Raw genomic sequence first — 24,137 nt, 5'->3', positions numbered from 1 at the left:
AGGCCCCCGGCCTCAAAGCAGCCTTGATCCTTAAGCTAAAATCTTCTATAACAGCCGCCCAACTTGCAAAGCGAAGCCAAGCCATGACCGACTATCCCATCAATGAAGTGTTTGAAACCATACAGGGCGAAGGCAGCCACACCGGTTTGCCGGCAATCTTTGTGCGGTTGCAGGGATGTCCGGTGGCCTGCCCCTGGTGCGATACCGCCCAGACCTGGGAGGTCTTGGTCGAAAACAAGGTCGCGCCACAGGAAGTTATTCAGGTGGATGGCAGCGTTGGCCGCTGGGCCATGCATACGGCAGCATCGCTTATCGAGGCGTTCCATCAAAAGGGCTTTACCGCCAAACTGGTGGTGATCACCGGCGGCGAGCCCTGTATGCACGATTTAACCGATTTGACTCAGGGCTTTGAAGCGGCGGGCTTTCGTTGCCAGATTGAAACCAGCGGCACCTTTGAGGTGCGCTGCTCAGAAAATACCTACGTGACGGTATCGCCCAAGGTGAATATGAAAGGCGGCTATCCTGTGCTTAAACAAGCGCTTGAGCGTGCCAACGAAATCAAACATCCGGTGGCTACCGAGGCACATATTGATGAGCTGGATGAGCTCCTTGCTGGCATAGAACTCAGCGCCAAAACCATTTGTTTGCAGCCTATCAGTCAAAAGCCCCGCGCCACCGAGCTTGCGATGAAAACCTGTATCGCCCGTAACTGGCGGCTGTCGATTCAAACCCATAAGTATCTGAATATTGATTGATTAGCTAAATCCCACCTTGGGGCCTTGGCAATAAAAAAGCTCCCTCGAGAGCTTTTTTACTTCTGCGAATTCAAAGGCTGCCGCTTTCATTAAACGCATCAAGCGCCGCACTGGCAGCCGTGATATCGCCAATGTGCGAGCTTACCCAGTCACTGTTGTAGTAGGTATCAAGATAGCGCTCACCCGGATCGCAAATCAGCGTCACTATACTGCCGGTTTCGCCGCGCGCCTTCATTTGGGATGCGAGTTTCAGCGCGCCAAAAAGGTTGGTGCCGGTTGATGGGCCTGTTTTGCGGCCAATGCGCTTTTCAAGCCAGAGCATGGTGGCGATGGAGTCAAGGTCCGGCACTTTCAGCATTTCATCCACCACGCCCGGTATAAAGGATGGCTCAACCCTGGGGCGGCCAATGCCTTCAATACAGCTGCCTTTTTCGCAGGTAATGGCGGCATCGCCTGTTTTGAAATAGTCGTAAAATACCGAGTGCTGCGGGTCAACCACCAATAGCTTGGTGGCAAGACGCTGATAGCGGATATAACGGCCTATGGTGGCCGATGTGCCGCCTGTGCCGGGGCTCATCACAATCCAGCTGGGGATCGGATGGGGCTCGCGCTCCATCTGGCCAAAAATCGCATTGGCAATATTGTTGTTGCCGCGCCAGTCGGTGGCTCGCTCAGCGTAGGTGAACTGATCCATATAATGGCCGCTGAGCTCTTTGGCGAGTTTTTCTGACTCGGCGTAGATCTCACTGGAATGGTCGACAAAGTGACAGCGGCCGCCGTAAAACTCGATTTGCTCAATCTTGCGCTTGGCAGTGCTCTTTGGCATTACCGCAATAAAGGGTAAACCGAGCAGGCGGGCAAAATAGGCCTCAGACACTGCTGTGCTGCCGGAGGATGATTCAATCACCGGCGTGCCTTCTTTTATCCAGCCATTACACAGGGCGTAAAGAAACAGGGAGCGTGCCAGGCGATGCTTAAGGCTGCCGGTGGGGTGAGTGCTTTCGTCTTTTAAATAGATGTCGATGCCGTCAAGCATCGGTAATTCAAGTTTAATCAGGTGGGTGTCAGCGCTACGCTGAAAGTCGGCTTCAATCTTGCCGATGGCATTGGCGACCCAGTTTGAGCAAAGGGGAAGGCTCATGGGGAGTCCTGTGTTTTTGCGATACGAACTTGGATAATATGCAAATTCAGCAGGATTTCACAGCATCTGGAACAAACGGGATAAACGCCGATACAAATTCATGCGTTTGGATTGATAAGGGCTTGGAATAAAGTGCGATAAATGCGAATTAAGCAGGCTAATTCGACCAGAAATTGCCGCGAGGGCAGAGAAGATGGTGGAGGGAGAAGGATTCGAACCTTCGAAGGCGGAGCCGTCAGATTTACAGTCTGATCCCTTTGGCCACTCGGGAACCCCTCCATCATGGCGTAAAGTGTAAGAAACAAGTGGTGGAGGGAGAAGGATTCGAACCTTCGAAGGCGGAGCCGTCAGATTTACAGTCTGATCCCTTTGGCCACTCGGGAACCCCTCCACGAGTTTCTTGCTTTACTTTTTTGCGTCGCTGAAGTGGTGGAGGGAGAAGGATTCGAACCTTCGAAGGCGGAGCCGTCAGATTTACAGTCTGATCCCTTTGGCCACTCGGGAACCCCTCCTCATCAGCGGCGGCCATAGTAAGCAGAATCGATTCTCATGTAAAGCGTAAATTTGCAAAAAAAGCTAAAGATCGGCGCCAACTGGTCGATTTAATAACAAGGACATGTTTTTCTGACGTTTTTTTATGCAAGCTGCTGTTGTTTCCGCCAATATTGGCACCATCAATGAAAGTCACCTCGGCGACCGTCTCAGTCAGGCAATTGAGCAGGGGCGTCGGGGTGAGTTTGCCTTGTTGCTGGCGCTGCTTTCAGAGGATGCGCGGGAATTTGCTGAATTCAGCCTGAGCGCCGATGTGCCGCTGGCGCAAAAACTGGCGCGCCGGTTTGAGTTGCCGCCGGGCGCAGCGCCCAGGGCTGTGGTGGGCACAGAAGATGCCATAGACAACAGCAGCGCGTACCGCCACGGGGACTTAACTGATTTTCGTCTGGCGCAGGCACTGACGCCAGAGCCCCTGGTGCTTGGCGCCGCCGACAGCCAGGACATGCTCATCGCCCTTGGAAACAGTTCACTGCACGCCAGATTGCGTCAGAAGGGTGAGTTTGCCGCGCTGCCATCACCTATGCACTTTAATGACGTACTGGAGGCGCAGCTCAGTATCAGTAAACGCATGGCGCTGTACCATAATGCGGTATCAATGGCGCCGAACTAGTCGTAAGCCACAGTCTGCGGGGGCTTATTATGGCGAGATTTAGGCTGCCGAGACTTAGCCTGCTCGCCGCCACAACCTTATTTGCCAAGGTCATTGGCAATATCCAGTTGGCAATCCAGTTGGCAATCCAGTTGGCAATTGCTTGAGTTGGATTAGGGTTTGCTTTGCAGTGCTGCTTTATACTTGTTGACTTATATATGACTTGCCGACTTTTACACGAACGCATACACGCAGGCTGGCAAAGCGCCGCGCTTTCATCATCGGCAGCTATGATTATCGGCAGCCATGTTTATCGCCGCTAAGGTTTTTCGGCAGCAAAATCCGCGATACACAGGCGAATGGCTACTACATAAAGGTCACTGCACAAAGGTCAGAACATAAAGGCCACAACATAAGGAAACAAGTGATGAAAAGTATTCAGGCAAATCAGGGCAATCACGTTAACGACACCTGCACCGATTGCGGCAGTTTCGTCGACATAGGCGCTGTGATTGGTGAAGACGATCGCCTCCTTAGCCTTAATTTTACCGGTGAGGATGCGCTTGAGCGCGCTAAGCGCGTGGCAGAACTTGCCTCTTCGCGCTTTGATGAAGTGCATTACACCCTGGTTGAAACCGCAGACGGCGTTGAGATGAACCTGACCTTCGGGGTTGCCGCGGAAATGATGATTTTTCAGCTTGAACAGGGGCTTTAATTTGTTTGGGTTCTTGCGCCGGGTTCATCTGCTGAGGTACAGTCTAAGCGTATAAAAAATAACAAAAACATACCGAATATAATAAAAACAGTTGCCACAAGAGTAACAAGGCGTTCTCGCTGGTTGTATCCCGCAAAGGGACTTAGGGAAATGCGTGAAAAGGCGTAAATATCAATCACTGGTCGAACAGATAGTGCTGTCTGCTGCCAAGCAGCAGGGGGACTTTACCAAGACGGCGGAGCTTGCTACTGAGCTTTTGCATCAGACTCTGGGTCTTTGCGACGCCAGTGTGTGGGCGTTTGATGCCGAGCTTGCCAGTCAATTTCGCGTTGCCCATTTTGGCGCAGCCCTAGCTGGCGCCGATGTGCTGCGCCCGTCCGCCATCAAGGAACTGCCACGCTATTTAGCCGAATTATCCTCACGGCGTCAGATAGACGCCGCCAATACCCTTGACGATCCCCGCCTTGCAGAGCTTACAGGCAGCTATTTTGCTGTCCGCGGTGTACTTGCCAGTCTTGATGTGCCAATCCGTATCAATGGCCGGGTAGAAGGGGTGCTGTGTCTTGAGCGGTGCGAGGCCGGCAATTGGGCCGACAGTGAAATTTACCTCGCAACCCAGGTTGCCGATCAGCTGGCGCTTGCCCTTGCGACCCGCAACACCTACGAAGGTGAAGAAAAACTGTCGCTGTTTAAAAGCGCGGTGGAGCAATCGGATCAGGTGTGCATGCTGATTAACCTGCACACCGAAATGGTGGAATACGTTAACCGCGCCCATGGCCTTATCACCCGGGTTCCCCGGGAAAAAGTGGTTGGCCGCACCCTGCGGCAACTGGATTTTTTCAAGCAGCAGCCACGCATTGCCGAAGATGTGCTGGGGCAGATTTTTCGTGGCCAAAGCGCCAAGGGCGAAGTGCAGCTGAACCGTTACGATGGCAGCGAATACTGGCTTAAGTATCATGCCAGTCAGTTTGTGACCGAGCGCGGCAACTATTATGTGCTGGTGACCTGTGAAGACAGCACCGAGCAGCAGAATTATCAGCAGGAGCTTGAGCGGCTCGCCTGGCGCTGCAGTCTTACCGGCCTTTATAACCGGCTGCACTTTAACCGGGTACTGGAACGTACATTAAAAGGTCAGCTGTTACTGATTGATTTGGTTGGTTTTAAACGCTTTAACGATACCTATGGCCATGAGCAGGGTGATGTGCTGCTGATGGAAATGGCCCGCCGGCTGCGCCACTTCTCTGACATCAATAAAGCCACCGAAATTGCCCGGGTCGGCAGTGATGAGTTTGCCATTTTACTGCCCGGCGACAAGCCGCAAACGGAAATCGAGTTTCTCAGTAATCGCCTTTATCAGCATCTTGCCATGCCGGTGCTGATTGGCCGCGAGCAGGTGGACCCAAAGCCTGCGATGGCCATTGTCGATATTGGCGCGGTGGCCAATCTGGTGGCACCGCTCACCTGCGCCGATATTGCGCTGCAATACGCCAAAAAGAAGCAGGGCACCGCCATTCAGTTTTTTAACTCCGCCTTGCTGAGCGCCTTTAAAGACGATGCACAAATCGAGCGCGATTTGCATTCAGCCATCCGTGGCCGGCAATTTGAGCTTTATTATCAGCCGCTTCGTGATTTGCAGCACGACAGATACACAGGCGCTGAGGCGCTGATCCGCTGGCACCATCCCAAAAAAGGTGTGCTTTATCCCGGCGCTTTTATCGATATTGCCGAGCAGTCGGGGCTTATTACCGCCATCGGCAGTTGGGTGCTTGAGGCGGCCTGCCGCCAGCTCAATCTGTGGCAGCATCATAATCTGGATATCTCGATGCATGTGAACGTGTCGGCGCGACAGTTTTTTTCCGGCAATCTTTATGAGCAGGTGTGGCAGCTCTTGACCCGCTATCGGTTAAAGCCAAGGACGCTCATTCTGGAAATCACCGAAACTGAGCTGATGGAGGATATCCGCTATGCCACCAATCTGTGTCAGGAGCTGTCGGAGCTCGGTGTGGGGCTTGCGATTGACGATTTTGGTACCGGCTATAGCTCGATGCGCTATTTAAAGCAGTTCCCCATCAGCAAGATTAAAATTGACCGCTCCTTCATTTCAGATCTGACGGTGAGCCGCGAGAGCCGCGAGATTGTCAGTGCCATCATCGCCATGGCCAAGGCGCTTAATTTGTCGCTGACCGCCGAAGGGGTGGAGACACCGGAGCAGGAAGCCTTTCTGGCGGCCAACCTTTGTCATCAAGCGCAGGGATTTTTGTACAGTCCGGCGCTGCGGGAAGCTGACTTTTGCCGCTTTATCGGCAGTTTGCGGCCCGAATCCCTGCACTGAGCGCTAGCCTGACGCCGCTTCTTTGCAGATGCTTGCTTCAACTATGCGGCAGTAACAAAACGCTTCAAAAATCAAAGGCAAAAAAAGCACCTCGTATATGTGTCAAGGTGCCTTTTACAACTCAGCCGCGCTGGCAGCATTGCTTGAATTTTTTGCCGCTGCCACAAATGCAGCTATCGTTACGCCCGGGCAGCTTTGGCTTGCTGTGGCGGCCCTCAGTGTAAAACCACGCGCCATTTTCACGTAAAAACGCAGAACGCTCACAGATGGCGTCAAGCTTGCCACTGTCTTTATACCAGGCGCTGAAAAACACCTCGCCGCGGTCGCCTTGCATCGAGGACTCGTGCACCTCAAGCGTAAGCCACGCCGGATGCGGCCCTTGCTGCAAAAGCTCGGTTGTCAGGCCATTGAGATAATCAGGATGATGGGTTGCAATCAGGTAATCCCACAGCCGCAGCACAAAGGCGCTGTAGCGTGAGCGCATCAGCTGCTCCGGCGTTTGCGGTATTTGCTGGCCAAGGTGAAATGGCTCGCAGCAATGCTGGTAATCAAGCGTTTTTACCCCACCGGTGCTCTGGCACGGGCAAATTGGGTTAGCAGCGGCGTTGGGTGATGGGGCAGTTGTCATGGTTGTTAAATCACAAAAAGGATCCAAAGAAGGCGGCGTTACTGTGCCAAAAGGGCGGGGAAACCGCAATAATCTGCTAAAAAGGTTGTTAGCACGGACTTGGTATTGTTTTAGCTCCTGGCCAAGCTACGCCAAGGCATTGAAGGTTAGGCAGGGCGTTGAACGTTTTACACAGCAAAATTCCACAAGCCAATAAAAAAGGCTGAACGCATTATGAGTTCAGCCTTTTTGCTATCAATTATTTAGATTGATTAAGTTTATGTGGTGCTTCATGGCTTCTTTTTAAGCTCCATCGCCTGAAAGGCCATGCCGTAATAAAGCTCGCCGGATTTGGCTGCATCAAAATAAAACCTTGGCTCGGCGGTGTTGCTTGAATCCAGCGACAATCGCCACTCACCGTTGTCCTGCTTTTGCGCCACGGTCACAAACTTGCCGGCGTATTCGCTGATGGGCTCGCCGGTGTCGCTGGCAGGATAGAAACGGATAAGGTAGTAGCCGACATCGGTTGCTGAATCGCCACTGCGACTGCGTTCAATCACCCGAAAATCCACTTCGATACGGGCGTTTTTGTTGCGGATTTTGCCAAAAAATTTCTCGTATACCGCAATAATCGAATTGCGGCCGCGGATGATCTCTTTATCGTGACGCTCGGGGATATAACAGGCGTTTTCGGTGTAAATATTGCCAATAATCGTCGGGTTGAGACTCTCAAATGCCTGGCTGAACAGCGCATAGTTGCGGTTGATGGCCTGATCGTCGCTTTGCTGACTTTGATCGACTGGGCTTTGATCGACGGCGCTTTGCCCGCCGTTTGTCGGGTTGGCATTGCTCGCCAAAGCAGCAAACGACATCAACAGGGCAAGCAATAACGGAAAAATTCTCATGGTTTGGCAATATTTGACGCTATCATGGGGCAAATATAATGGATACGCGCCGCTAACCCAAGCGGCAGATCTTTACAAAGTGTGTTACTTCAGGTTCCGGCGTCATTGCGTGTTTGGGCCGTCCAGAGTCAGGGGATAGCATTATGATGCATGAAGAGCAGCAACTTTTTATGGCCGAAATGGCCGATGTTAAACCACTGAAATCCGCAGAAAGTCATTTCTTTGTTAAAGCGCCACAGGATGAAGCGGCGCAAAAAGCGCGCCGTGAAGCTGCCGATATCGACGAGCGGCTGTTGGCGCTGTCGGTTGATACGGTAAATCTTAAGCGGGTAAAGGGCGATGAAATTGTCTCCTTTGCCCGTGAAGGCGTGCAGGAAGCGGTACTGAAAACCCTGCGTCTTGGCCGCTATGAGGCAAAAACCCGCTTTGATTTTCGGGGGTTAAGCTTGAGTGAAGCGCGAAAAACCTTGCTTGAGCTTATCGATGGCGCGCTGTTTCGCGGCGAGCGCAACCTGCTGCTGGTTTGCGGCAAAGGCCTTGGCAATAAGCCCTTTGAAGCCGTGATGAAGTCGGCGCTGACGACATGGCTTTCCCAGCTTGAGGTAGTGCGCGCCTTTCACAGCGCCACCCGTGAAGAAGGCGGCAGCGGTGCCCTTTATGTGATGCTGATTAAGTCAGAGGCGGAAAAAATTCACAGCCGCGAAACCAATCGCCGCGGTGCACGGCGTTGATCTTCACCTAACAGACACTCAACTAACTGACATTCAGTTAATGGAAACGCAGCTAACTCATATCAGCCAAGCTTTCGACAATAAAAATCCCGGCAATTGCCGGGATTTTTATAGTCTGAACGTTCCTGTCTCGACGTCACCAAACCTGTGCTTCATTCAACCTGAAATGCAGCTATGAAAGGCTGCTATGAAGTGGAGCATGGAACGAGTCTGACAGTGTCACTGTTACCAGCCGCACTGACGATTTGCGGCACTGTTTTGCTCATCCAGCCACACTTTTAATGGCGCAAAATAGTCAAGCACGGCACTGGCATCCATCTCCTGGGTGCCGGTGACCACGGCAAGTGCCTCGGGCCAGGGCTTGCTTGCACCGAGCTCCAGCATCTGATTAAGCTTAGCGCCAGCCTCTTTACTGCCGTAAATCGAGCAGCGGTGCACCGGTCCCTTGTCACCGGCAATATCACACAGTGAGCGGTGGAACTGGAACTGCAGAATGTGAGCGAGGAAATAGCGGGTGTAGGGCACGTTGCCGGGCACATGGTATTTGGCGCCCGGATCAAAATCCGCTTCACTGCGCGCCAGCGGCGCTTTCACGCCCTGATATTTTTCGCGAAGCTCCCACCAGGCCTGGTTGTAGTTTGCCGGTGTGATTTCGCCGGAAAACACCTTCCAGCGCCACTGATCTATCATCAGGCCAAAGGGCAGGAACGCCACCTTATCAAGCGCCTGCTTAAGCAAAAGCCCGATATCCTTTGAAGCATCCGGCACGTCACTGAGCAGGCCAATCTGCTGCAGATATTTTGGGGTGATTGACAGGGCTACCGTGTCGCCAATGGCCTCGTGGAAACCGTCGTTGGCACTGTTTTTAAAGATAAATGGCTGATTTTTATATGCGCGCTGATAAAAATTGTGCCCAAGCTCATGGTGGATAACGGTAAAGTCTTCCGCCGTTTTCTGGATACACATCTTGATGCGGATATCGTCTTCGTTATCCAGATCCCAGGCCGAGGCGTGGCACACTACGTCTCTGTCTTTGGGCTGAACAAACAGTGAGCGGCTCCAGAAGGTCTCGGGCAGCGGCGCAAAGCCGAGCGAGGTAAAGAAGCTTTCGGCCTGCTTTACCATTTTTTGCTCATCGTAACCCTTGGCAGCGAGAAGCTCGGTGACGTTGTAACCGGGGTCGGCATCTTTTGGTGCAACCAGCGGATAAATAGTGCCCCATTGCTGCGCCCACATATTACCCAGCAGATGTGCCGGAATAGGGCCGGTTTTCGGCACAACCTTATCACCATATTCGGCGTTAAGCTCGCCGCGCACGTAGCAGTGCAGCGAGTCATACAGCGGTTTTACCTGGCCCCACAGACGGTCAAGTTCGCTAGAAAACGCATCCGGCGCCATATCGTACTGGCTGCGCCACAGCTCAGATAAATTCGCAAAGCCCAAATCACGGGCGCCTTCGTTGGCAAGCACCACTTCGCGCTCAAACAAGGGCCGCATGGGTTTGGCAATTTCGCGCCAACCTGCCCAGATTTCTTTAAGCAGCGCCGGATCGCGGGACTCAGCCATCATGACAGACAATTCGGTTTGGGTAAGGCAGCGGCCGTCGCTCAGGCAGTATTTGCCTTTACCGTAAAGGCCGTTAAGCTCAGCCACTATACCCGCAAGCTCGGCGTTTTTGGCAGGGTCGAGCGGCGAGGGCAGCACCAACGCACTTCGCAGCATCGTCAGTTTACGCTTGTTCACCGGATCGAGTTCCACGGCGGCATATTTGGCCGCTTCGGTGGCGAGGCGCACCGAAGTGGAAATCATCTTTTCATTCACAGACGCCGACAGTGAGGCTGTGTCTTCGGTAATAAAGTTGCTGTAAATCCACTCGGCACGGTTTGATTCCAGCGACAAGGCCGCAAGCTCGGCCTCAGCGGCCTGGATAAAGGCCTTGGCATCGTCACTGGTTACCGCGGCGGTGCTTGATTTTGCCTGGCTTTGGCTTGGGTTCTGGCTCTGGCTTTGGTGCTGATTGAGGTGAGGTTGGCTTGACTCGGCGGCGGTCTTGGCCGCAGCCACAGAGGCTGAAGTTAACGCCGCATCTTTTTCGCAGGCGCCAAGCGTTAGTGCGAGGGCGATGCCAAGCGCGAGCCTCCCGGGATGGAATTGTCTGATGTTCATGGTTGCATCCTTGTTAATTGTTTGCGCCAGTCTAGCGGCCATCTAAGTAAAATGCCACGCAGCAGCCTCGCTGCTCTCAAACAAAACTCAAGCAATGCGCAAACAAAGCACAAGCAAAGTAAACAGCTGTTCATATTTCGTTTGACAAGCCGTTTACCTGTGATTAATTTAAACGGGTGTTTTAAATCATTTATAGGTCACGGAATGGCGAATCGGTCCGACACCAAAACCCGCATCCTTGATGCCGCCGAAAAACTGTTTGCTGAACGCGGTTTTTCGGAAACCTCATTAAGGCTTATTACCAGTAAGGCCGAAGTGAATCTCGCTTCGGTCAATTATCATTTTGGCTCTAAAAAAGAGCTCATCCGCGCCGTGTTGGCCCGCTATCTCGATGTGTTTATGCCGGCTGCGTCTCAGGAGCTGAATAAGCTCACGGCAACCGGTCGGCCCGATCTTGACACCATCTTTTCCGCGCTGGTTCGGCCGCTGCTGGACCTGGACAAGGTGAGAGTGGAAGGCACGCGGATTTTCCTGCAGCTGCTGGGCCGTGGTTATATCGAAAGCCAGGGCCACCTGCGCTGGTTTATCACCACCCATTACGGCGAACACCTCGACCGCTTTGTACAGGTTGTCTGCCAGAGTGCGCCGCACATTCCCCCTGCGGAGATGTTTTGGCGGCTACACTTCACCTTGGGCACAGTCGTGTTCACCATGGCCTCGTCGGATGCGCTGATGGAAATCGCCGAGGCCGACTTTAAAGAGCAGAACGACATTGAATCCGTGATCCGTAAAGTCATTCCTTATATGGCTGCCGGTGTTGCGGTGCCCCTCACTCAGGCAAATCGGGAGTAATTGCCATGTTCACTTTGTTGTTATTGATAGTGGCAGCCATAGTGGTGCTGTTTGCAGTCAAAGATCTTCGGATAAAGTTTATTACCAAGCCGGTATTTGCATTTTTCAAGCGGGTGCTGCCGCCATTGTCGGACACCGAGCGTGAAGCGATGGAAGCCGGCGATGTCTGGTGGGAAGGCGAGCTTTTTCGTGGCAAACCCAACTGGGAAGCGCTGCATTCCTACGGCAAATCATCACTGACTGCGGAAGAAAAAGAGTTTCTGGACAATCAGGTGATGAAAGCCCTCACCATGATTGACGATTACGACATAGTGCATAATCGTAAAGATCTGCCGCCTGAGCTGTGGGATTACTTCAAAAAAGAAGGCTTCTTCGCGCTCATCATTCCGAAAAAGTACGGTGGTAAAGGTTTCTCGGCTTATGCCAACTCCACTATCGTGGCCAAACTGGCAAGTCGCAGCGTTAGCGCCGCCGTTACTGTGATGGTGCCAAACTCCCTCGGCCCCGGTGAGCTTTTAACCCATTACGGCACCAAGGAGCAAAAAGAGCGTTGGTTGCCGGCGCTTGCCATTGGTGACGAAATTCCCTGTTTTGCGCTGACCGGCCCCGAGGCTGGCTCTGACGCAGGCGCCATCCCCGACGTGGGCATAGTGAAGCGCGGCAACTTCAACGGTGAAGACGTCCTTGGGCTTGAGCTTAGCTGGAACAAGCGTTACATCACTCTGGCACCGGTGGCAACCGTGCTTGGGCTTGCGTTTCAGATGAAAGATCCGGACGGCCTGCTTGGCGATAAAAAGCACATCGGCATTACCTGCGCACTTATTCCCACCAATCACCCTGGCGTTGAAATCGGTAACCGTCATAACCCGCTTAACATGGCGTTTATGAACGGTACCACCCGTGGCGATAAGGTGTTCATTCCGCTGGATTGGATCATAGGTGGCCCGCAGTATGCCGGTAAGGGCTGGCGTATGCTGGTTGAATGTCTGTCGGCTGGCCGTGGTATTTCATTGCCGGCGCTGGCGACAGCCTCCGGCCATATGGCGACCAAAACCACCACAGCTTATAGCTATGTCCGTAAGCAGTTTGGTATGTCCATCGGTCACTTCGAAGGTGTGCAGGAAGCGCTGGCGCGCATCATCGGCAATACCTATCAGCTCGAAGCCGCGCGCCGTCTGACCACTACCGGCATCGATCTTAAAGTGAAGCCTTCCGTGGTGACCGCAATCGCCAAATACCATATGACCGAGATGGGCCGCGCGGTGATGAACGATGCCATGGACATTCAGTCCGGCAAAGGCATTCAGCTTGGGCCGAAAAACTACCTTGCCCATGGATATATGGCGAACCCGATTTCCATCACGGTGGAAGGGGCCAACATTCTTACCCGCAGCCTGATGATTTTTGGTCAGGGCGCGACCCGCTGCCATCCTTATGTGCTGGCCGAAATGGAAGCCGCGGGCATGGAAAACTACCATGAGGCACTTGCACGCTTTGACGATTTGCTGCTTGGCCACATGGGTTATGCCAGCCGTAATGCAGTGGCGAGCCTGGTGCATGCCTTGAGTGGCAGCCGCTTTGCATCGACGCCGGTGAGCGGCGAAACCAAGCGCTACTACCAGCACATGGGGCGTATTTCTTCTGCGCTCGCCATCATGACCGACATGGCAATGCTTATTCTTGGTGGCGAGCTTAAGCGCCGTGAAATGTTGTCGGCCCGTTTGGGCGATGTGCTGTCTGAGCTGTATCTCGCCTCCGCGACATTAAAGCTCTTTGAAGACAATGGCCGTCAGCATGACGACCTGCCGGTTGTGCATTATGTAATGCAAACCCGCCTGCAAAATGCTGCCAAAGCGCTTGAGGATGCGGTACGTAACTTCCCGTTCAAGCCTGTGGCCTGGATTTTGCGCGCGCTGGTGTTCCCGCTTGGCAATCACTTTAACGGCCCGTCGGATAAGCTTGCCAGCACAGTGGTGGAAGGCTTGCTGAAACCCGGCCCAGTGCGCGAGCGCCTGACATTCCTGTGCCCGAACTTTGAAGGCGACACCGGCGGTATTGCCGAAGTGGAAGAGGCCTTCCTTGCACAGTACGAATGCCGCGGCATTTACAAGAAAATCCGCGCCGCCCAGAAAGAAGGTAAGCTTAAGGCCAAAGGCATGAGCGCTGCCGTGGTGGCCAAAGCGCTGGAAGCCGGCGTCATCGATGCCAAAGAAGCTGAAGCGCTGTCACGGGCCGACGCCTCAAGGCTTGCTGCCATCAATGTGGATGAGTTTGAAGCGCTCTAAACTTTATTCTCTGGCGTAAAACGCTTAGAAATTACAAACGCCCGCAATCGCGGGCGTTTTCTTTTGCCTCAAAAGATCAGCTCCATGCTGTGATCGACATTGGCTGACTGGAGCAAACTGAAGTGCATGCTCATCGCAGGAGGCAAGGCCTTAAATTGATGCACGGGGGCTAACGATGGGCGCAGCAAAAGAAAAAGGCACGCAAAGCGTGCCTTTTCGATGCTCTATTCTATTCTCCGGTTACGGCAGAATAAGTACCTTACAGGTGTTGGTGCCACCGATGGTTTCCATCGCGTCACCCTTGGTCATCAGTACCATGTCACCGCTGGTGAGGTAACCGGCAGCGCGCACGGTTTCCAGCGCCTGGGCGGCGATTTCATCGGCACGGAACTCTGTAGAGTTGAAGTACACCGGCTGTACACCGCGGAACAGCGCCATTTTCGCCAGCGTGGTTTCGTGGCGGGAGAGGGCGATGATAGGCAGTGAAGAACTGATGCGGCTCATCAGCTGGGCAGTGGCGCCAGACTCGGTCAGCGCGATAATCGCCTTCACGCCATCGAGGTGGTTGGCGGCATACATGGTTGACAGCGCGATGGTTTCTTCCACCGAGGTGAAACGCTCGTCCATGCGGTGCTTGGAGACTTTCACGCTTGGGTGAGACTCGGCGCCCACACACACGTTGGCCATGGCGCGCACGGTTTCTTCAGGGAAGTCACCGGCAGCGGTTTCGGCAGACAGCATCACGGCGTCAGTGCCATCGAGCACGGCGTTGGCCACGTCCATTACTTCGGCGCGGGTTGGCATCGGGTTGGTGATCATCGACTCCATCATCTGGGTCGCGGTGATCACAACACGGTTAAGCTGACGAGAGCGGCTGATGAGCTTCTTCTGCACAGCAACCAGGGCAGCATCACCGATTTCCACACCGAGATCGCCACGGGCGACCATTACCGCGTCAGAGGCGAGGATAACATCATCCATGGCTTCTTCGCTGGCAACGGCTTCGGCGCGTTCTACCTTGGCAACGATCAGCGCCTTGGAGCCGGCGGCAACCGCAAGCTCACGGGCATAGTTCAGATCGGCGCCGCTGCGAGGGAAAGACACCGCCAGGTAATCCACCTGAATACGGGCCGCGGTGATGATGTCAGCCTTGTCTTTTTCAGTCAGGGCCGCAGCAGACAAGCCGCCACCTTTCTTGTTGATGCCTTTGTTGTTGGACAGGGGGCCTGCCACAGTCACTGTGGTGTGCACCTTACGGCCTTCAACGCGCTCAACTTTAAGCTGCACGCGGCCATCATCCAGCATCAGGATATCGCCGATGTTTACATCATCCGGCAATTCCTTGTAATCGATACCCACAGCGGTTTCATCGCCTTCACCTTTGCCAAGCTCGGCATCCAGTACAAACGCCTGACCCAGTGCCAGTTGCACCTTGCGGTTGTCTTTAAAGGTTGAAACACGGATTTTAGGGCCTTGCAGATCGCCCAGGATAGCCACGTGAACACCCAGTTCCTTGGCAATGCTGCGTACGGCATTGGCGCGGGCGAGGTGGTCTTCTGGAGAGCCGTGGGAGAAGTTAAGACGGACTACGTTAGCACCAGCCGCAATGATACGGCGCAGGTTATCGTCACGGTCTGTGGCGGGGCCAAGGGTAGTAACGATTTTCGTTCTGCGGAACATGAGATACTCCGTTAATTTTCCAAAATGACTGAGACTATATTAACAGACATTGGCGCATTATGTAGGAAAGTTACAAACAAAATGATCTATCTCAAGCTTTTTATTTTTGTGAGAAACCGCCAACTTTTGGCGGATAAACGGCGCCTGGCCTGATGGCAAAGCGCCGAGTACGGCATGGAATCCAGTTACAGGTCTGGATCCTTATTGATCCTGGACTCTTTCAGAGCCTCTTTAACGCGCTTCAGGCTGTCTCTGAATCTTGGACCGCGGCGCAGGGTAAATCCAGTGGCCAGCACATCAATTACCACCAGCTGTGCCAGACGTGACGCCATCGGCAGATACATATCGGTATCTTCCGGCACTTCCATCGTCACTGCCAGTGTACATTCGACTGATAAAGGTGAGTTGCGGGCGGTGATTGCAATCACGGCAGCACCGTTTTCACGGGCAAGACGAGCTATTTCAATCAATGACTTAGTGCGGCCAGTGTGGGAAATCAGCACCACCACATCGCCTTCATTGCTGTTGATACAGCTCATGCGCTGCATCAGTACATCATCAAAGCAAATCACCGGCACATTGAAGCGGAAAAACTTGTTCTGGGCATCGTGGGCCACCGCTGCCGAGGCACCAAGGCCAAAGAAGGAGATTTTCTTGGCCTGAGTGAGTATATCCACGGCCTTATTTATCGCCTGCATATCGAGGCTTTGGCGGGCTGTATCCAGCGAAGCCATTGAAGATTCGAAAATTTTAGTGGTGTAAGACTCTGGCGAGTCATCTTCTTCCACATGGCGGCTCACGTAGGGCGTGCCATTGGCGAGACTTTGGGCCAGATGTAATTTAAAATCAGGGAAACCTTTAGTATCCAGACGACGGCAGAAACGGTTAACGGTTGGCTCACTCACATCGGCCATTTTGGCCAGGGTTGCGATGCTGGAATGGATCGCAGTTTGTGGTGAGGCAAGAATAACTTCCGCTACCTTACGCTCTGATTTGCTGAATTGGTTTAGACTTTTCTGGACCTTTTCTAGGGTATTCATACACGTACGTCCGCTATTGGGTAAAGGTGTTATTTTTTTATTTTCTGATCACAGCGTTTCCATTTGCTGTCTGGATCACAAAGTGGTTTGCCGCTTACAGTTTTCACGGCGATTTCCCACCAACTTACGAGTTACAACAGTAATTTAAGCACAAAAATAATAACAGATTTCGTCGCGGACTGCCTAGCTGGACGGTGCCGACGATTTTTCAAATTATGGATGCATTTAACAAGATCTGTTGTTATATTACAACAAAACGACCCGAAGCGTTCGAAATCTGCGCGGGTCTATTACAAAGGAGAGCTTGCAGCAATGGGCAATACAACATCAGGGGCTAAGGCGTGTGATTTTGTCCTCTTCGGAACCAAGGGCGATCTGGCACGGCGTAAACTGCTTCCTTCTCTATATCAGCTGGACAAAGCAAAACTGCTGCACACCGACACCAAAATCATCGGTGTTGCCAAAGATCACTTCTCCACTGAAGAATTCAAAGAGCTGGTCAAGACCGCACTGACCACCTTCGTTAAAGAGCCACTGTGCGAAGAAACAGTCGCCAAGTTCATTGAGCGTTGCCATTATGTCGGCACCAATTTCACCGAGCCATCCGGCTACAGTGCCTTCCATGAATTGCTTGAACCCGAAAAGCGGGTGATGGTGAACTACTTCGCCACGCCGCCTGCCATTTTCGGTGATATTTGTCGTTGCCTGCACGAGCAGAAGCTGATTTTCCCCGATACCCGCGTTGTTCTTGAAAAACCCATCGGCTCTGATCTCGAATCCTCCAAAGTTATCAATAATCAGGTTTCCCAGTATTTCAACGAAAACCAGGTGTATCGCATCGACCACTACCTGGGTAAAGAAACCGTACAGAACCTGATTGCGCTGCGTTTTGCCAACTCGCTGTTTTCGTCCAAGTGGGACAACCGCACCATCGACCATGTGCAGATCACCGTGGCCGAAGAAGTGGGTATCGAAGGCCGCTGGGGTTACTTCGACAAAGCCGGTCAGATGCGCGACATGATCCAAAACCACCTGCTGCAGGTGTTGACCCTGGTCGCCATGGATCCGCCGGTAAACCTCAATGCCGACTCCATCCGTGATGAAAAGGTGAAAGTGCTTAAGTCACTGCGCCCAATCAACATGGACAACGTCAACGAAAACACAGTGCGTGGCCAATACTCTGCCGGTTTCCTTAAGGGCAGTCCGGTTCCGGGTTACCTCGAGGAAGAGGGCGCCAACGTCGATTCAAACACCGAAACCTTTGTGGCACTCAGGGTCGATATCGACAACTGGCGCTGGGCCGGTGTGCCGTTTTATTTGCGCAGCGGCAAACGTATGCCGTTCAAGAGCTCTGAGATTGTGGTGTATTTCAAAAACCCACCGCACAACCTCTACCGCTCAAGCTATCGCAACCTGCCACCGAACAAGTTGACCATCCGTCTGCAGCCACACGAAGGCGTGGAAATTCAGATGATGAACAAGGTGCCCGGACTTGAGCAGAAAACCCGTCTCCAAACCACCAAGCTTGACCTGAGTTTCTCCGATACCTTCAAAAACGAGCGTATCGCCGATGCCTACGAGCGTCTGCTGCTCGAAGCCATGCTCGGCAATCAGGCGCTGTTTGTGCGCCGCGACGAAGTAGAGCAGGCCTGGACCTGGGTTGACGGCATCATTCAGGCATGGGAAGCCGGTAACGAGCGGCCGAAGGCCTATCCTGCCGGTACCTGGGGCCCGGTGGCGTCTGTGGCGCTTATCACCAAAGATGGCCGTTCTTGGGACGAGTAAGGAGTCAGGCGTGTTAAAAGAAGCAGTATTCAAGTCCTTTGACAATACCGACTCGCTGGAAGCCCAGCTCGCTGACCGCATTGCGCGCCAGCTGCAGGAGGCGGTAGATGCCCGCGGCAAGGCAAGTCTGGTGGTGAGCGGCGGCTCAACCCCGCTGAAACTCTTTAAAGCCCTGTCGAAAATTGCCATCGACTGGAATGAAGTGTTCGTGACCCTCGCCGATGAGCGCTGGGTCGATAACGACCATAAAGATTCAAACGAGCGTCTGGTGCGCGAAAACCTGCTGCAACACCGCGCCGCCGGCGCCAAGTTCCGCGGTTTGAAAAACATGTTTGCCACGGCCGAAGAAGGCGCCGTGATGACATCCGAGCAACTGGCCAATATTCCGCGTCCCTTTGATGTAGTGGTTCTGGGGATGGGCAATGATGGGCATACCTGCTCCTGGTTCCCGTGTTCGGCCGAGCTTGAGCGAGCGCTTGAAAGCAGTGCCCTGTGTGAGGCGGTAACGCCCACCACGGCGCCGCACGAGCGGATCACCCTGACAAAGCAAGCCATTTTAAGCAGCCGCCAAATCTATTTGCATCTGGTGGGCGAACAGAAGCTCAGCGTCTATCGTCAGGCGCTGGAGAGCGATGATGTTAAAGCGATGCCAATCCGCGTCGTCCTCGGGCAACACAAAACCCCCGTTGACGTGTATTGGAGCGCCTAAGGAGGCAAGTTTATGCACCCCGTAGTCAAAGCGGTGACCGACAGGATCATCGAGCGCAGTCAGGCCAGCCGCAGCGCATACCTTGCGGCCATTAAAGAAGCCCGCAGCAGCACAGTGCACCGTGGTGCGCTGAGCTGTGGCAACCTTGCCCACGGTTTTGCCGCGTGCGGCGCCGATGACAAACAGTCACTGCGCCAACTGAACAAGGCCAACATAGGTATTGTGACGGCATTCAACGACATGTTGTCAGCCCATCAGCCCTATGAGCGTTACCCTGAGATGCTCAAAGCCGCCTGTAATGAGGTGGGCAGCGTGGCGCAGGTCGCCGGCGGCGTACCAGCCATGTGCGACGGCGTCACCCAAGGCCAGCCCGGCATGGAGCTGTCGCTGCTGTCACGGGAAGTGATTGCCATGGCGACTGCTGTTGGTTTGTCGCACAACATGTTTGACGGCGCGTTGCTGCTTGGGGTGTGTGACAAGATCGTACCGGGCCTGCTGATTGGCGCCCTGAGTTTTGGCCATCTGCCGATGCTGTTTGTGCCGGCTGGCCCAATGCGCTCCGGTATTCCAAACAAAGAAAAAGCCCGTATTCGCCAGAAGTTTGCCGAAGGCAAGGTTGACCGGGCAGCACTGCTTGAAGCCGAAGCCAGCTCCTATCACAGTGCCGGTACCTGTACTTTCTACGGCACCGCCAACTCTAACCAGCTGGTGCTGGAAGTGATGGGTCTGCAATTGCCTGGCTCGTCATTCGTTAACCCTGACGATCCGCTGCGGGATGAGCTCAGCAAGATGGCCGCCAAACAGGTGTGCCGCTTGACCGAGCAGGGCCTGCAATATTCACCGATTGGTGAAATCGTCAGCGAAAAATCCGTGGTGAATGGCATAGTGGCGCTGCTCGCGACCGGCGGTTCAACCAACCTGACCATGCACATAGTGGCCTTTGCCCGCGCCGCCGGCATCATCATCAACTGGGATGATTTCTCAGAGCTGTCGGATGCTGTGCCGCTGGTTGCCCGCGTGTATCCAAACGGTCATGCCGACATCAACCACTTCCATGCCGCAGGCGGTATGGCGTTTTTGATGAAGGAGCTGTTGGACGCAGGCTTAGTGCATGAAGATGTGAACACGGTTGCCGGCTTTGGCCTGCGCCGTTATACCCAAGAGCCAAGGCTGCTCGATGGCAAGCTGACCTGGGTTGATGGCCCGGTTGCAAGCCTCGACCCTGACGTGCTGCGCGGTGTGGCTGAGCCATTCCAGTCCAACGGCGGCCTCAAGCTGATGAAGGGCAACCTTGGCCGAGCGGTGATTAAGGTGTCTGCCGTTGCCGAGCAGCACCGTGTGGTGGAAGCTCCGGCGGTGGTGATTGACGATCAGAACAAGCTCGATGCCATGTTCAAGGCCGGTAAGCTTGACCGTGACTGCGTGGTTGTGGTCAAAGGTCAGGGCCCGAAAGCCAACGGCATGCCAGAGCTGCACAAGCTGACCCCAATCCTTGGCACCCTGCAGGACCGTGGTTTTAAAGTGGCGCTGATGACCGACGGCCGTATGTCCGGCGCGTCAGGCAAGGTGCCGGCAGCCATCCATCTGACCCCAGAGGCGCTCGATGGTGGTTTGATTGCCAAGGTAAAAGACGGTGACCTAATTCGCATCAATGCCCTGACCGGTGAGCTGTCGCTGCTGGTCAATGAGGCTGAACTGAATACCCGGGTTGCCGAGGTCGTTGACCTCAAGAAATCCCGCTATGGAATGGGCAGGGAGCTTTTCGGTGCGCTGCGGCAGAATCTGAGCAGCCCCGAGACCGGTGCGCGCTGCACAGATGCCATTGATGAACTTTATTAAGAAATGAAGGAAACAACCGATGTCTGAAAATACATGGTCATTGCAACCACAGGACGTTTTTAAGCGCAGCCCGATTGTTCCCGTCATGGTGATCAATAAGATTGAGCACGCCGTACCACTCGCCAAGGCGTTGGTAGCCGGTGGGATCAGTGTCCTCGAGGTGACCTTGAGAACCCCGTGCGCGCTGGAAGCCATCGCTAAAATCGCCGCCGAAGTGCCTGAAGCCCTTGTTGGTGCCGGCACTATTCTGAATGAAGAGCAGCTGCGCCAGGCGGTGGAAGCCGGTGCCCAGTTCATCATTACGCCGGGTGCTTACCCAGAGCTTTTGAAAACCGCGATGCAGGGCAGTGTGCCGCTTATTCCGGGCGTTGCCAGCATTTCTGAGGTGATGGCCGGTATGGCGCTGGGTTATCGTCACTTTAAGTTTTTCCCGGCTGAAGCATCTGGCGGTGTAAATGCGCTCAAAGCTTTCCAGGGGCCGCTGGCGGATATCCGCTTCTGCCCAACCGGTGGCATTACCCCTTCAAGCTACAAAGACTATCTGGCACTGAAAAACGTTGATTGTATCGGCGGCAGCTGGATTGCACCGACTGATGCAATGGACTCAGGCGACTGGGAACGTATCACCAATCTGTGTAAAGAAGCGCTTGCCGGTCTCAAGTAAAGGTTAAGCCTTACTGCAGAGGCATGCGCTTAACAGCGCTTTGAGCTGCGTCAGCAGACAACTTGCCTCAGTAGACTCACCCCAAGAGCTTATAAAGCCCCGCCTATGCGGGGCTTTTTACTGTCTGCGGCTCAGCTATTTCTGATTTCTAAGGCCAGTTACCCGCGGTTAACTGTTTATTTTTCTTTGAATGCTTTGTGAAGGCGGTAGCCTGCGAATATTGCTTTGGCTTTAACGCTTCAAAAGCTCCGGTCTTATTGAGCTTCAGGGCATACAACAGCCAATGCTAATGGCTTATGGCTTATGGCTTGTCGCTCATGATTGCGATGTCGCTTGAAGGGAGCGGCCCTGTGCAAACTCGCGTATGCATAATTAGAGGCGCGCCGGAGCAGGGCGACGTGTTGCATGAAGGAATAGGGGGGCGATGAGCGCGCGAAATGAAGGTGACGTTAAATGACAAAGGCAGGGAGGAGGATTAAAGGGGCTCAGCGTGTGAGATGACAACGCACAGGCAATAAAAAAGGCCCCGCAGGGCCTTTAATCACAACAGCATAGCGGATTACTTGGCGTTCATCAGCGCTACAGCGTTGTCCAGCATACGGTTGCTGAAGCCCCACTCGTTGTCGTACCAGGCCATGACTTTCACCAGGCGGCCGCTGACGCGGGTCTGAGTGGCATCAAAGTTGGACGAGAAAGCGTTGTGGTTGAAGTCGATAGACACCAGCGGCTCTTTGTTAACAGCAAGAACCTGACGCAGGGTTTCATCGCCGGCAATGGCCTTTTCAACGATTTCATTCACTTCAGCCACAGTGGTGTCGCGAGAGGCGATGAAAGACAGGTCTACCAAAGACACGTTCACAGTCGGTACGCGTACGGCCAGACCGTCGAACTTGCCTTGCAGTTCAGGCACCACCAGCCCCACTGCCGCAGCAGCACCGGTCTTGGTTGGGATCATCGACATGGCAGCAGCACGGGCGCGGCGCAGGTCGCTGTGGTAAACGTCAGACAAACGCTGGTCGTTGGTGTAGGCGTGAATGGTGGTCATCAGGCCAGACTCGATACCGATGGCATCGTTCAGCGGCTTGGCGAAAGGAGCCAGACAGTTGGTGGTACAGGACGCGTTGGAGATAACGGTCATGTCCTTGGTCAGCACGTTCTGGTTAACACCGTAAACTACGGTGGCATCAACGTTTTTGCCCGGGGCAGAGATGATCACCTTTTTGGCGCCGGCGTTCAGGTGTGGCTGAACTGCGTCTTTGGAGGTGAAGATACCGGTACATTCAAATACCACGTCAACTTTGAGGTCGGCCCATGGCAGTTTGCCCGGATCGCGCTCAGAGAAGGTCAGGATCTTGTCGCCATTCACGTAGATGGCTTCGGCGTCGTGCTCAACTTTGGCGTTGAAGCGGCCGTGAACCGAGTCATACTTGGTCAGGTGAGCGTTGATGGAGGCGTCACCCAGGTCGTTGATGGCAACGATTTGGATTGGGTAGGCTTTTTCGCTTTCGTACAGGGCACGCAGTACGTTACGACCGATACGGCCATAGCCGTTGATTGCTACGCGGATAGTCATTTCATATCCCTCAGTGATTATAAACAGTATCTGGTAGTAAAATTACCAAATTGTTTGAATTCGTCAAGCTAATTCCCAGTTTTAACCCATTTAAGGCCGCATAAAACGTTATTATTTTACAACGCTCTCGAATTTTGAAAATTTATTGCACGTCAGGGGTGACATCCGCGGGTTGTGGCTCGGTTTTTGCCGCCGGTGCCCATTTTGCCCTGAAGTGTTTCTCAAAACTGCTGCCGCCAAAGTCACCTGATTTGATAGTGCGCGCCAGCGCCTTGGCCTCTTCGTCCAGCGAGCTGACGAGCGCTTTGTTTTGCGACAGCAGCGCCTGCATTTGTGCTTCATCGACTTTTTGATCTGTCATCAGCACGTTGGCACGGGAAAAGAGGTATACCGACTCCAGATCGTTAAGGCTTCGCGCCGCATTGGCGAGCCCCAGAAGCCAGTCCGGGTCGATATGCTCGCTGTCGGTTTTCGCCAAAACATCAAGATACAACCAAATGGCCTTGCGGGCGTCAGTCTTGAGGTAGTAAATCGCAAGCTTTGATAACAGCTCAGGATCCTGAAGCTCACCCCTGGCTTCGGTCTCAAGCAGGACATTGAGCGCTGCGCTGTCGTTCAGCCGTGCCCAGTGATAATAAGCAAGATAGGGATCGGTCGAGCCCTTGGTCGCCTGCTGTAATTCTTCCAGATTCTGCACGCTGTAACCGTAAGCACGCAGGCGGTCGTTGGTGCGGTGTACATTTACCTTGTGCTGCACGCCGGCGGCAAGCTCAATGCACTTGGAATAGACCTCCAGGTGCCGCAATTGGTCGTAAAGCATTTTCCCGGAAGGGGTGGGGGTGGTCTTTAACAGGTAGCGCTGGCGAATTAAGTTGCCTTTTTCATACAGGCACCAACTGTCGCGGTGCAGATCTTCGCAAATTTCAGGATTATTTTTACAAATTGCGTCGGTATTACGGTCATTATCACAGCCAAACAGCGCAAATGAGCCAATCGAGCAGATAATTGGTGTAAATATTACAAAAAAAGCACGTCCATACTGGCTTTTCACGGTTATTTCTCTAATTAAATTACACAGTTAGCGAAAATATCTTTCTGGCGTGATGTGACAAGTTTCATTACAATAGCGCCGACCAAAATCCTGCCCGACCCTATACTAAAGTGATTATGGTCGTTTCTGTTTGTTACTCAATCCTTTCTGTAAATAAATATAGAAA

The 24,137-nt window shown here is 53.5% G+C and carries 19 protein-coding genes and 3 tRNA genes; 11 read left to right on the top strand and 11 right to left on the bottom strand.

Features of this window, described 5'->3' with window-relative positions; genetic code table 11:
• The first annotated feature begins 83 nt into the window (after window positions 1-83).
• Window positions 84-755 carry a 7-carboxy-7-deazaguanine synthase QueE gene (gene queE, locus KJI95_RS15690; protein WP_214508140.1) on the top strand — a complete coding sequence of 224 codons (672 nt, stop codon included), beginning with the start codon at window positions 84-86 and terminating at the stop codon, window positions 753-755.
• A 70-nt stretch (window positions 756-825) separates the two neighbouring features.
• Here the strand turns inward: queE and KJI95_RS15685 are convergent, their stop codons facing one another.
• From KJI95_RS15685 to KJI95_RS15670, 4 genes are all read right to left on the bottom strand, one after another.
• On the bottom strand, window positions 826-1,896 hold the full coding sequence (locus KJI95_RS15685) for a PLP-dependent cysteine synthase family protein (protein ID WP_214508139.1): 1,071 nt from the start codon (window positions 1,894-1,896) through the stop codon (window positions 826-828).
• 194 nt (window positions 1,897-2,090) lie between these two features.
• Window positions 2,091-2,175, bottom strand: a tRNA-Tyr gene (locus tag KJI95_RS15680).
• Window positions 2,176-2,202: 27 nt separating this feature from the next.
• A tRNA-Tyr gene (locus KJI95_RS15675) sits at window positions 2,203-2,287 on the bottom strand.
• Window positions 2,288-2,323: 36 nt separating this feature from the next.
• Window positions 2,324-2,408: transfer RNA gene (locus KJI95_RS15670), tRNA-Tyr, on the bottom strand.
• A 125-nt stretch (window positions 2,409-2,533) separates the two neighbouring features.
• Here KJI95_RS15670 and KJI95_RS15665 point away from each other — a divergent pair.
• The 3 genes from KJI95_RS15665 (at window position 2,534) to KJI95_RS15655 (ending at window position 6,084) form a co-directional block, all read left to right on the top strand.
• Complete coding sequence (locus KJI95_RS15665; RefSeq protein WP_214508138.1) at window positions 2,534-3,058, top strand: VC2046/SO_2500 family protein; 525 nt, start codon at window positions 2,534-2,536, stop codon at window positions 3,056-3,058.
• A gap of 406 nt (window positions 3,059-3,464) precedes the next feature.
• Entirely contained in the window at window positions 3,465-3,752 is a 288-nt protein-coding gene (locus KJI95_RS15660; RefSeq protein ID WP_214508137.1) for a DUF406 family protein, read from the top strand.
• Window positions 3,753-3,906: 154 nt separating this feature from the next.
• Window positions 3,907-6,084, top strand: coding sequence for a putative bifunctional diguanylate cyclase/phosphodiesterase (locus KJI95_RS15655; protein ID WP_214508136.1), 2,178 nt, complete (start codon window positions 3,907-3,909; stop codon window positions 6,082-6,084).
• Window positions 6,085-6,205: 121 nt separating this feature from the next.
• On the opposite strand, the gene KJI95_RS15650 is transcribed toward KJI95_RS15655, so the two are convergent.
• Complete coding sequence (locus KJI95_RS15650; protein WP_214508135.1) at window positions 6,206-6,712, bottom strand: YchJ family protein; 507 nt, start codon at window positions 6,710-6,712, stop codon at window positions 6,206-6,208.
• A gap of 269 nt (window positions 6,713-6,981) precedes the next feature.
• Complete coding sequence (locus KJI95_RS15645; protein WP_214508134.1) at window positions 6,982-7,596, bottom strand: YybH family protein; 615 nt, start codon at window positions 7,594-7,596, stop codon at window positions 6,982-6,984.
• A 143-nt stretch (window positions 7,597-7,739) separates the two neighbouring features.
• Here KJI95_RS15645 and KJI95_RS15640 point away from each other — a divergent pair, with 143 nt between their 5' ends.
• Window positions 7,740-8,327: a Smr/MutS family protein gene (locus KJI95_RS15640; protein WP_214508133.1), complete on the top strand. Its 588-nt coding sequence runs from the start codon at window positions 7,740-7,742 to the stop codon at window positions 8,325-8,327.
• Between the two features lie 225 nt (window positions 8,328-8,552).
• Here KJI95_RS15640 and KJI95_RS15635 read toward each other — a convergent pair whose 3' ends face one another.
• Entirely contained in the window at window positions 8,553-10,493 is a 1,941-nt protein-coding gene (locus KJI95_RS15635) for a M2 family metallopeptidase (protein ID WP_250885881.1), read from the bottom strand.
• Between the two features lie 204 nt (window positions 10,494-10,697).
• Between KJI95_RS15635 and psrA the strand changes: the two genes are divergently transcribed.
• Together psrA and KJI95_RS15625 are read left to right on the top strand one after the other, a co-directional pair.
• On the top strand, window positions 10,698-11,345 hold the full coding sequence (gene psrA / locus KJI95_RS15630; RefSeq protein WP_214508132.1) for a TetR family transcriptional repressor PsrA: 648 nt from the start codon (window positions 10,698-10,700) through the stop codon (window positions 11,343-11,345).
• Between the two features lie 5 nt (window positions 11,346-11,350).
• Window positions 11,351-13,630 carry an acyl-CoA dehydrogenase gene (locus KJI95_RS15625; protein WP_214508131.1) on the top strand — a complete coding sequence of 760 codons (2,280 nt, stop codon included), beginning with the start codon at window positions 11,351-11,353 and terminating at the stop codon, window positions 13,628-13,630.
• A gap of 240 nt (window positions 13,631-13,870) precedes the next feature.
• Here KJI95_RS15625 and pyk read toward each other — a convergent pair whose 3' ends face one another.
• Window positions 13,871-15,310 (bottom strand): pyruvate kinase, encoded by a 1,440-nt coding sequence (gene pyk, locus KJI95_RS15620; protein WP_214508130.1) that lies wholly within the window; start codon window positions 15,308-15,310, stop codon window positions 13,871-13,873.
• 185 nt (window positions 15,311-15,495) lie between these two features.
• Window positions 15,496-16,350, bottom strand: coding sequence for a MurR/RpiR family transcriptional regulator (locus KJI95_RS15615; RefSeq protein ID WP_214508129.1), 855 nt, complete (start codon window positions 16,348-16,350; stop codon window positions 15,496-15,498).
• Between the two features lie 312 nt (window positions 16,351-16,662).
• Here KJI95_RS15615 and zwf point away from each other — a divergent pair, with 312 nt between their 5' ends.
• The 4 genes from zwf to KJI95_RS15595 are packed head-to-tail and all read left to right on the top strand — an operon-like array spanning window position 16,663 to window position 21,347.
• Complete coding sequence (gene zwf, locus KJI95_RS15610) at window positions 16,663-18,135, top strand: glucose-6-phosphate dehydrogenase (RefSeq protein WP_214508128.1); 1,473 nt, start codon at window positions 16,663-16,665, stop codon at window positions 18,133-18,135.
• Window positions 18,136-18,145: 10 nt separating this feature from the next.
• Window positions 18,146-18,844: a 6-phosphogluconolactonase gene (gene pgl, locus KJI95_RS15605; protein WP_214508127.1), complete on the top strand. Its 699-nt coding sequence runs from the start codon at window positions 18,146-18,148 to the stop codon at window positions 18,842-18,844.
• Between the two features lie 12 nt (window positions 18,845-18,856).
• On the top strand, window positions 18,857-20,683 hold the full coding sequence (edd, locus tag KJI95_RS15600; protein WP_214508126.1) for a phosphogluconate dehydratase: 1,827 nt from the start codon (window positions 18,857-18,859) through the stop codon (window positions 20,681-20,683).
• Between the two features lie 19 nt (window positions 20,684-20,702).
• Window positions 20,703-21,347, top strand: coding sequence for a bifunctional 4-hydroxy-2-oxoglutarate aldolase/2-dehydro-3-deoxy-phosphogluconate aldolase (locus KJI95_RS15595; RefSeq protein ID WP_214508125.1), 645 nt, complete (start codon window positions 20,703-20,705; stop codon window positions 21,345-21,347).
• A gap of 559 nt (window positions 21,348-21,906) precedes the next feature.
• On the opposite strand, the gene gap is transcribed toward KJI95_RS15595, so the two are convergent.
• Together gap and KJI95_RS15585 are read right to left on the bottom strand one after the other, a co-directional pair.
• Window positions 21,907-22,920: a type I glyceraldehyde-3-phosphate dehydrogenase gene (gene gap / locus KJI95_RS15590; RefSeq protein WP_214508124.1), complete on the bottom strand. Its 1,014-nt coding sequence runs from the start codon at window positions 22,918-22,920 to the stop codon at window positions 21,907-21,909.
• 142 nt (window positions 22,921-23,062) lie between these two features.
• Window positions 23,063-23,971: a DUF2989 domain-containing protein gene (locus KJI95_RS15585; protein WP_349356750.1), complete on the bottom strand. Its 909-nt coding sequence runs from the start codon at window positions 23,969-23,971 to the stop codon at window positions 23,063-23,065.
• Window positions 23,972-24,137 lie beyond the last annotated feature (166 nt).

The organism is Shewanella jiangmenensis, assembly GCF_018596335.1.
Lineage (GTDB): Bacteria > Pseudomonadota > Gammaproteobacteria > Enterobacterales > Shewanellaceae > Shewanella > Shewanella jiangmenensis.
The sequence above is the reverse complement of the archived record's forward strand: the minus strand, read 5'-3'. Positions and strand labels throughout refer to the sequence as shown.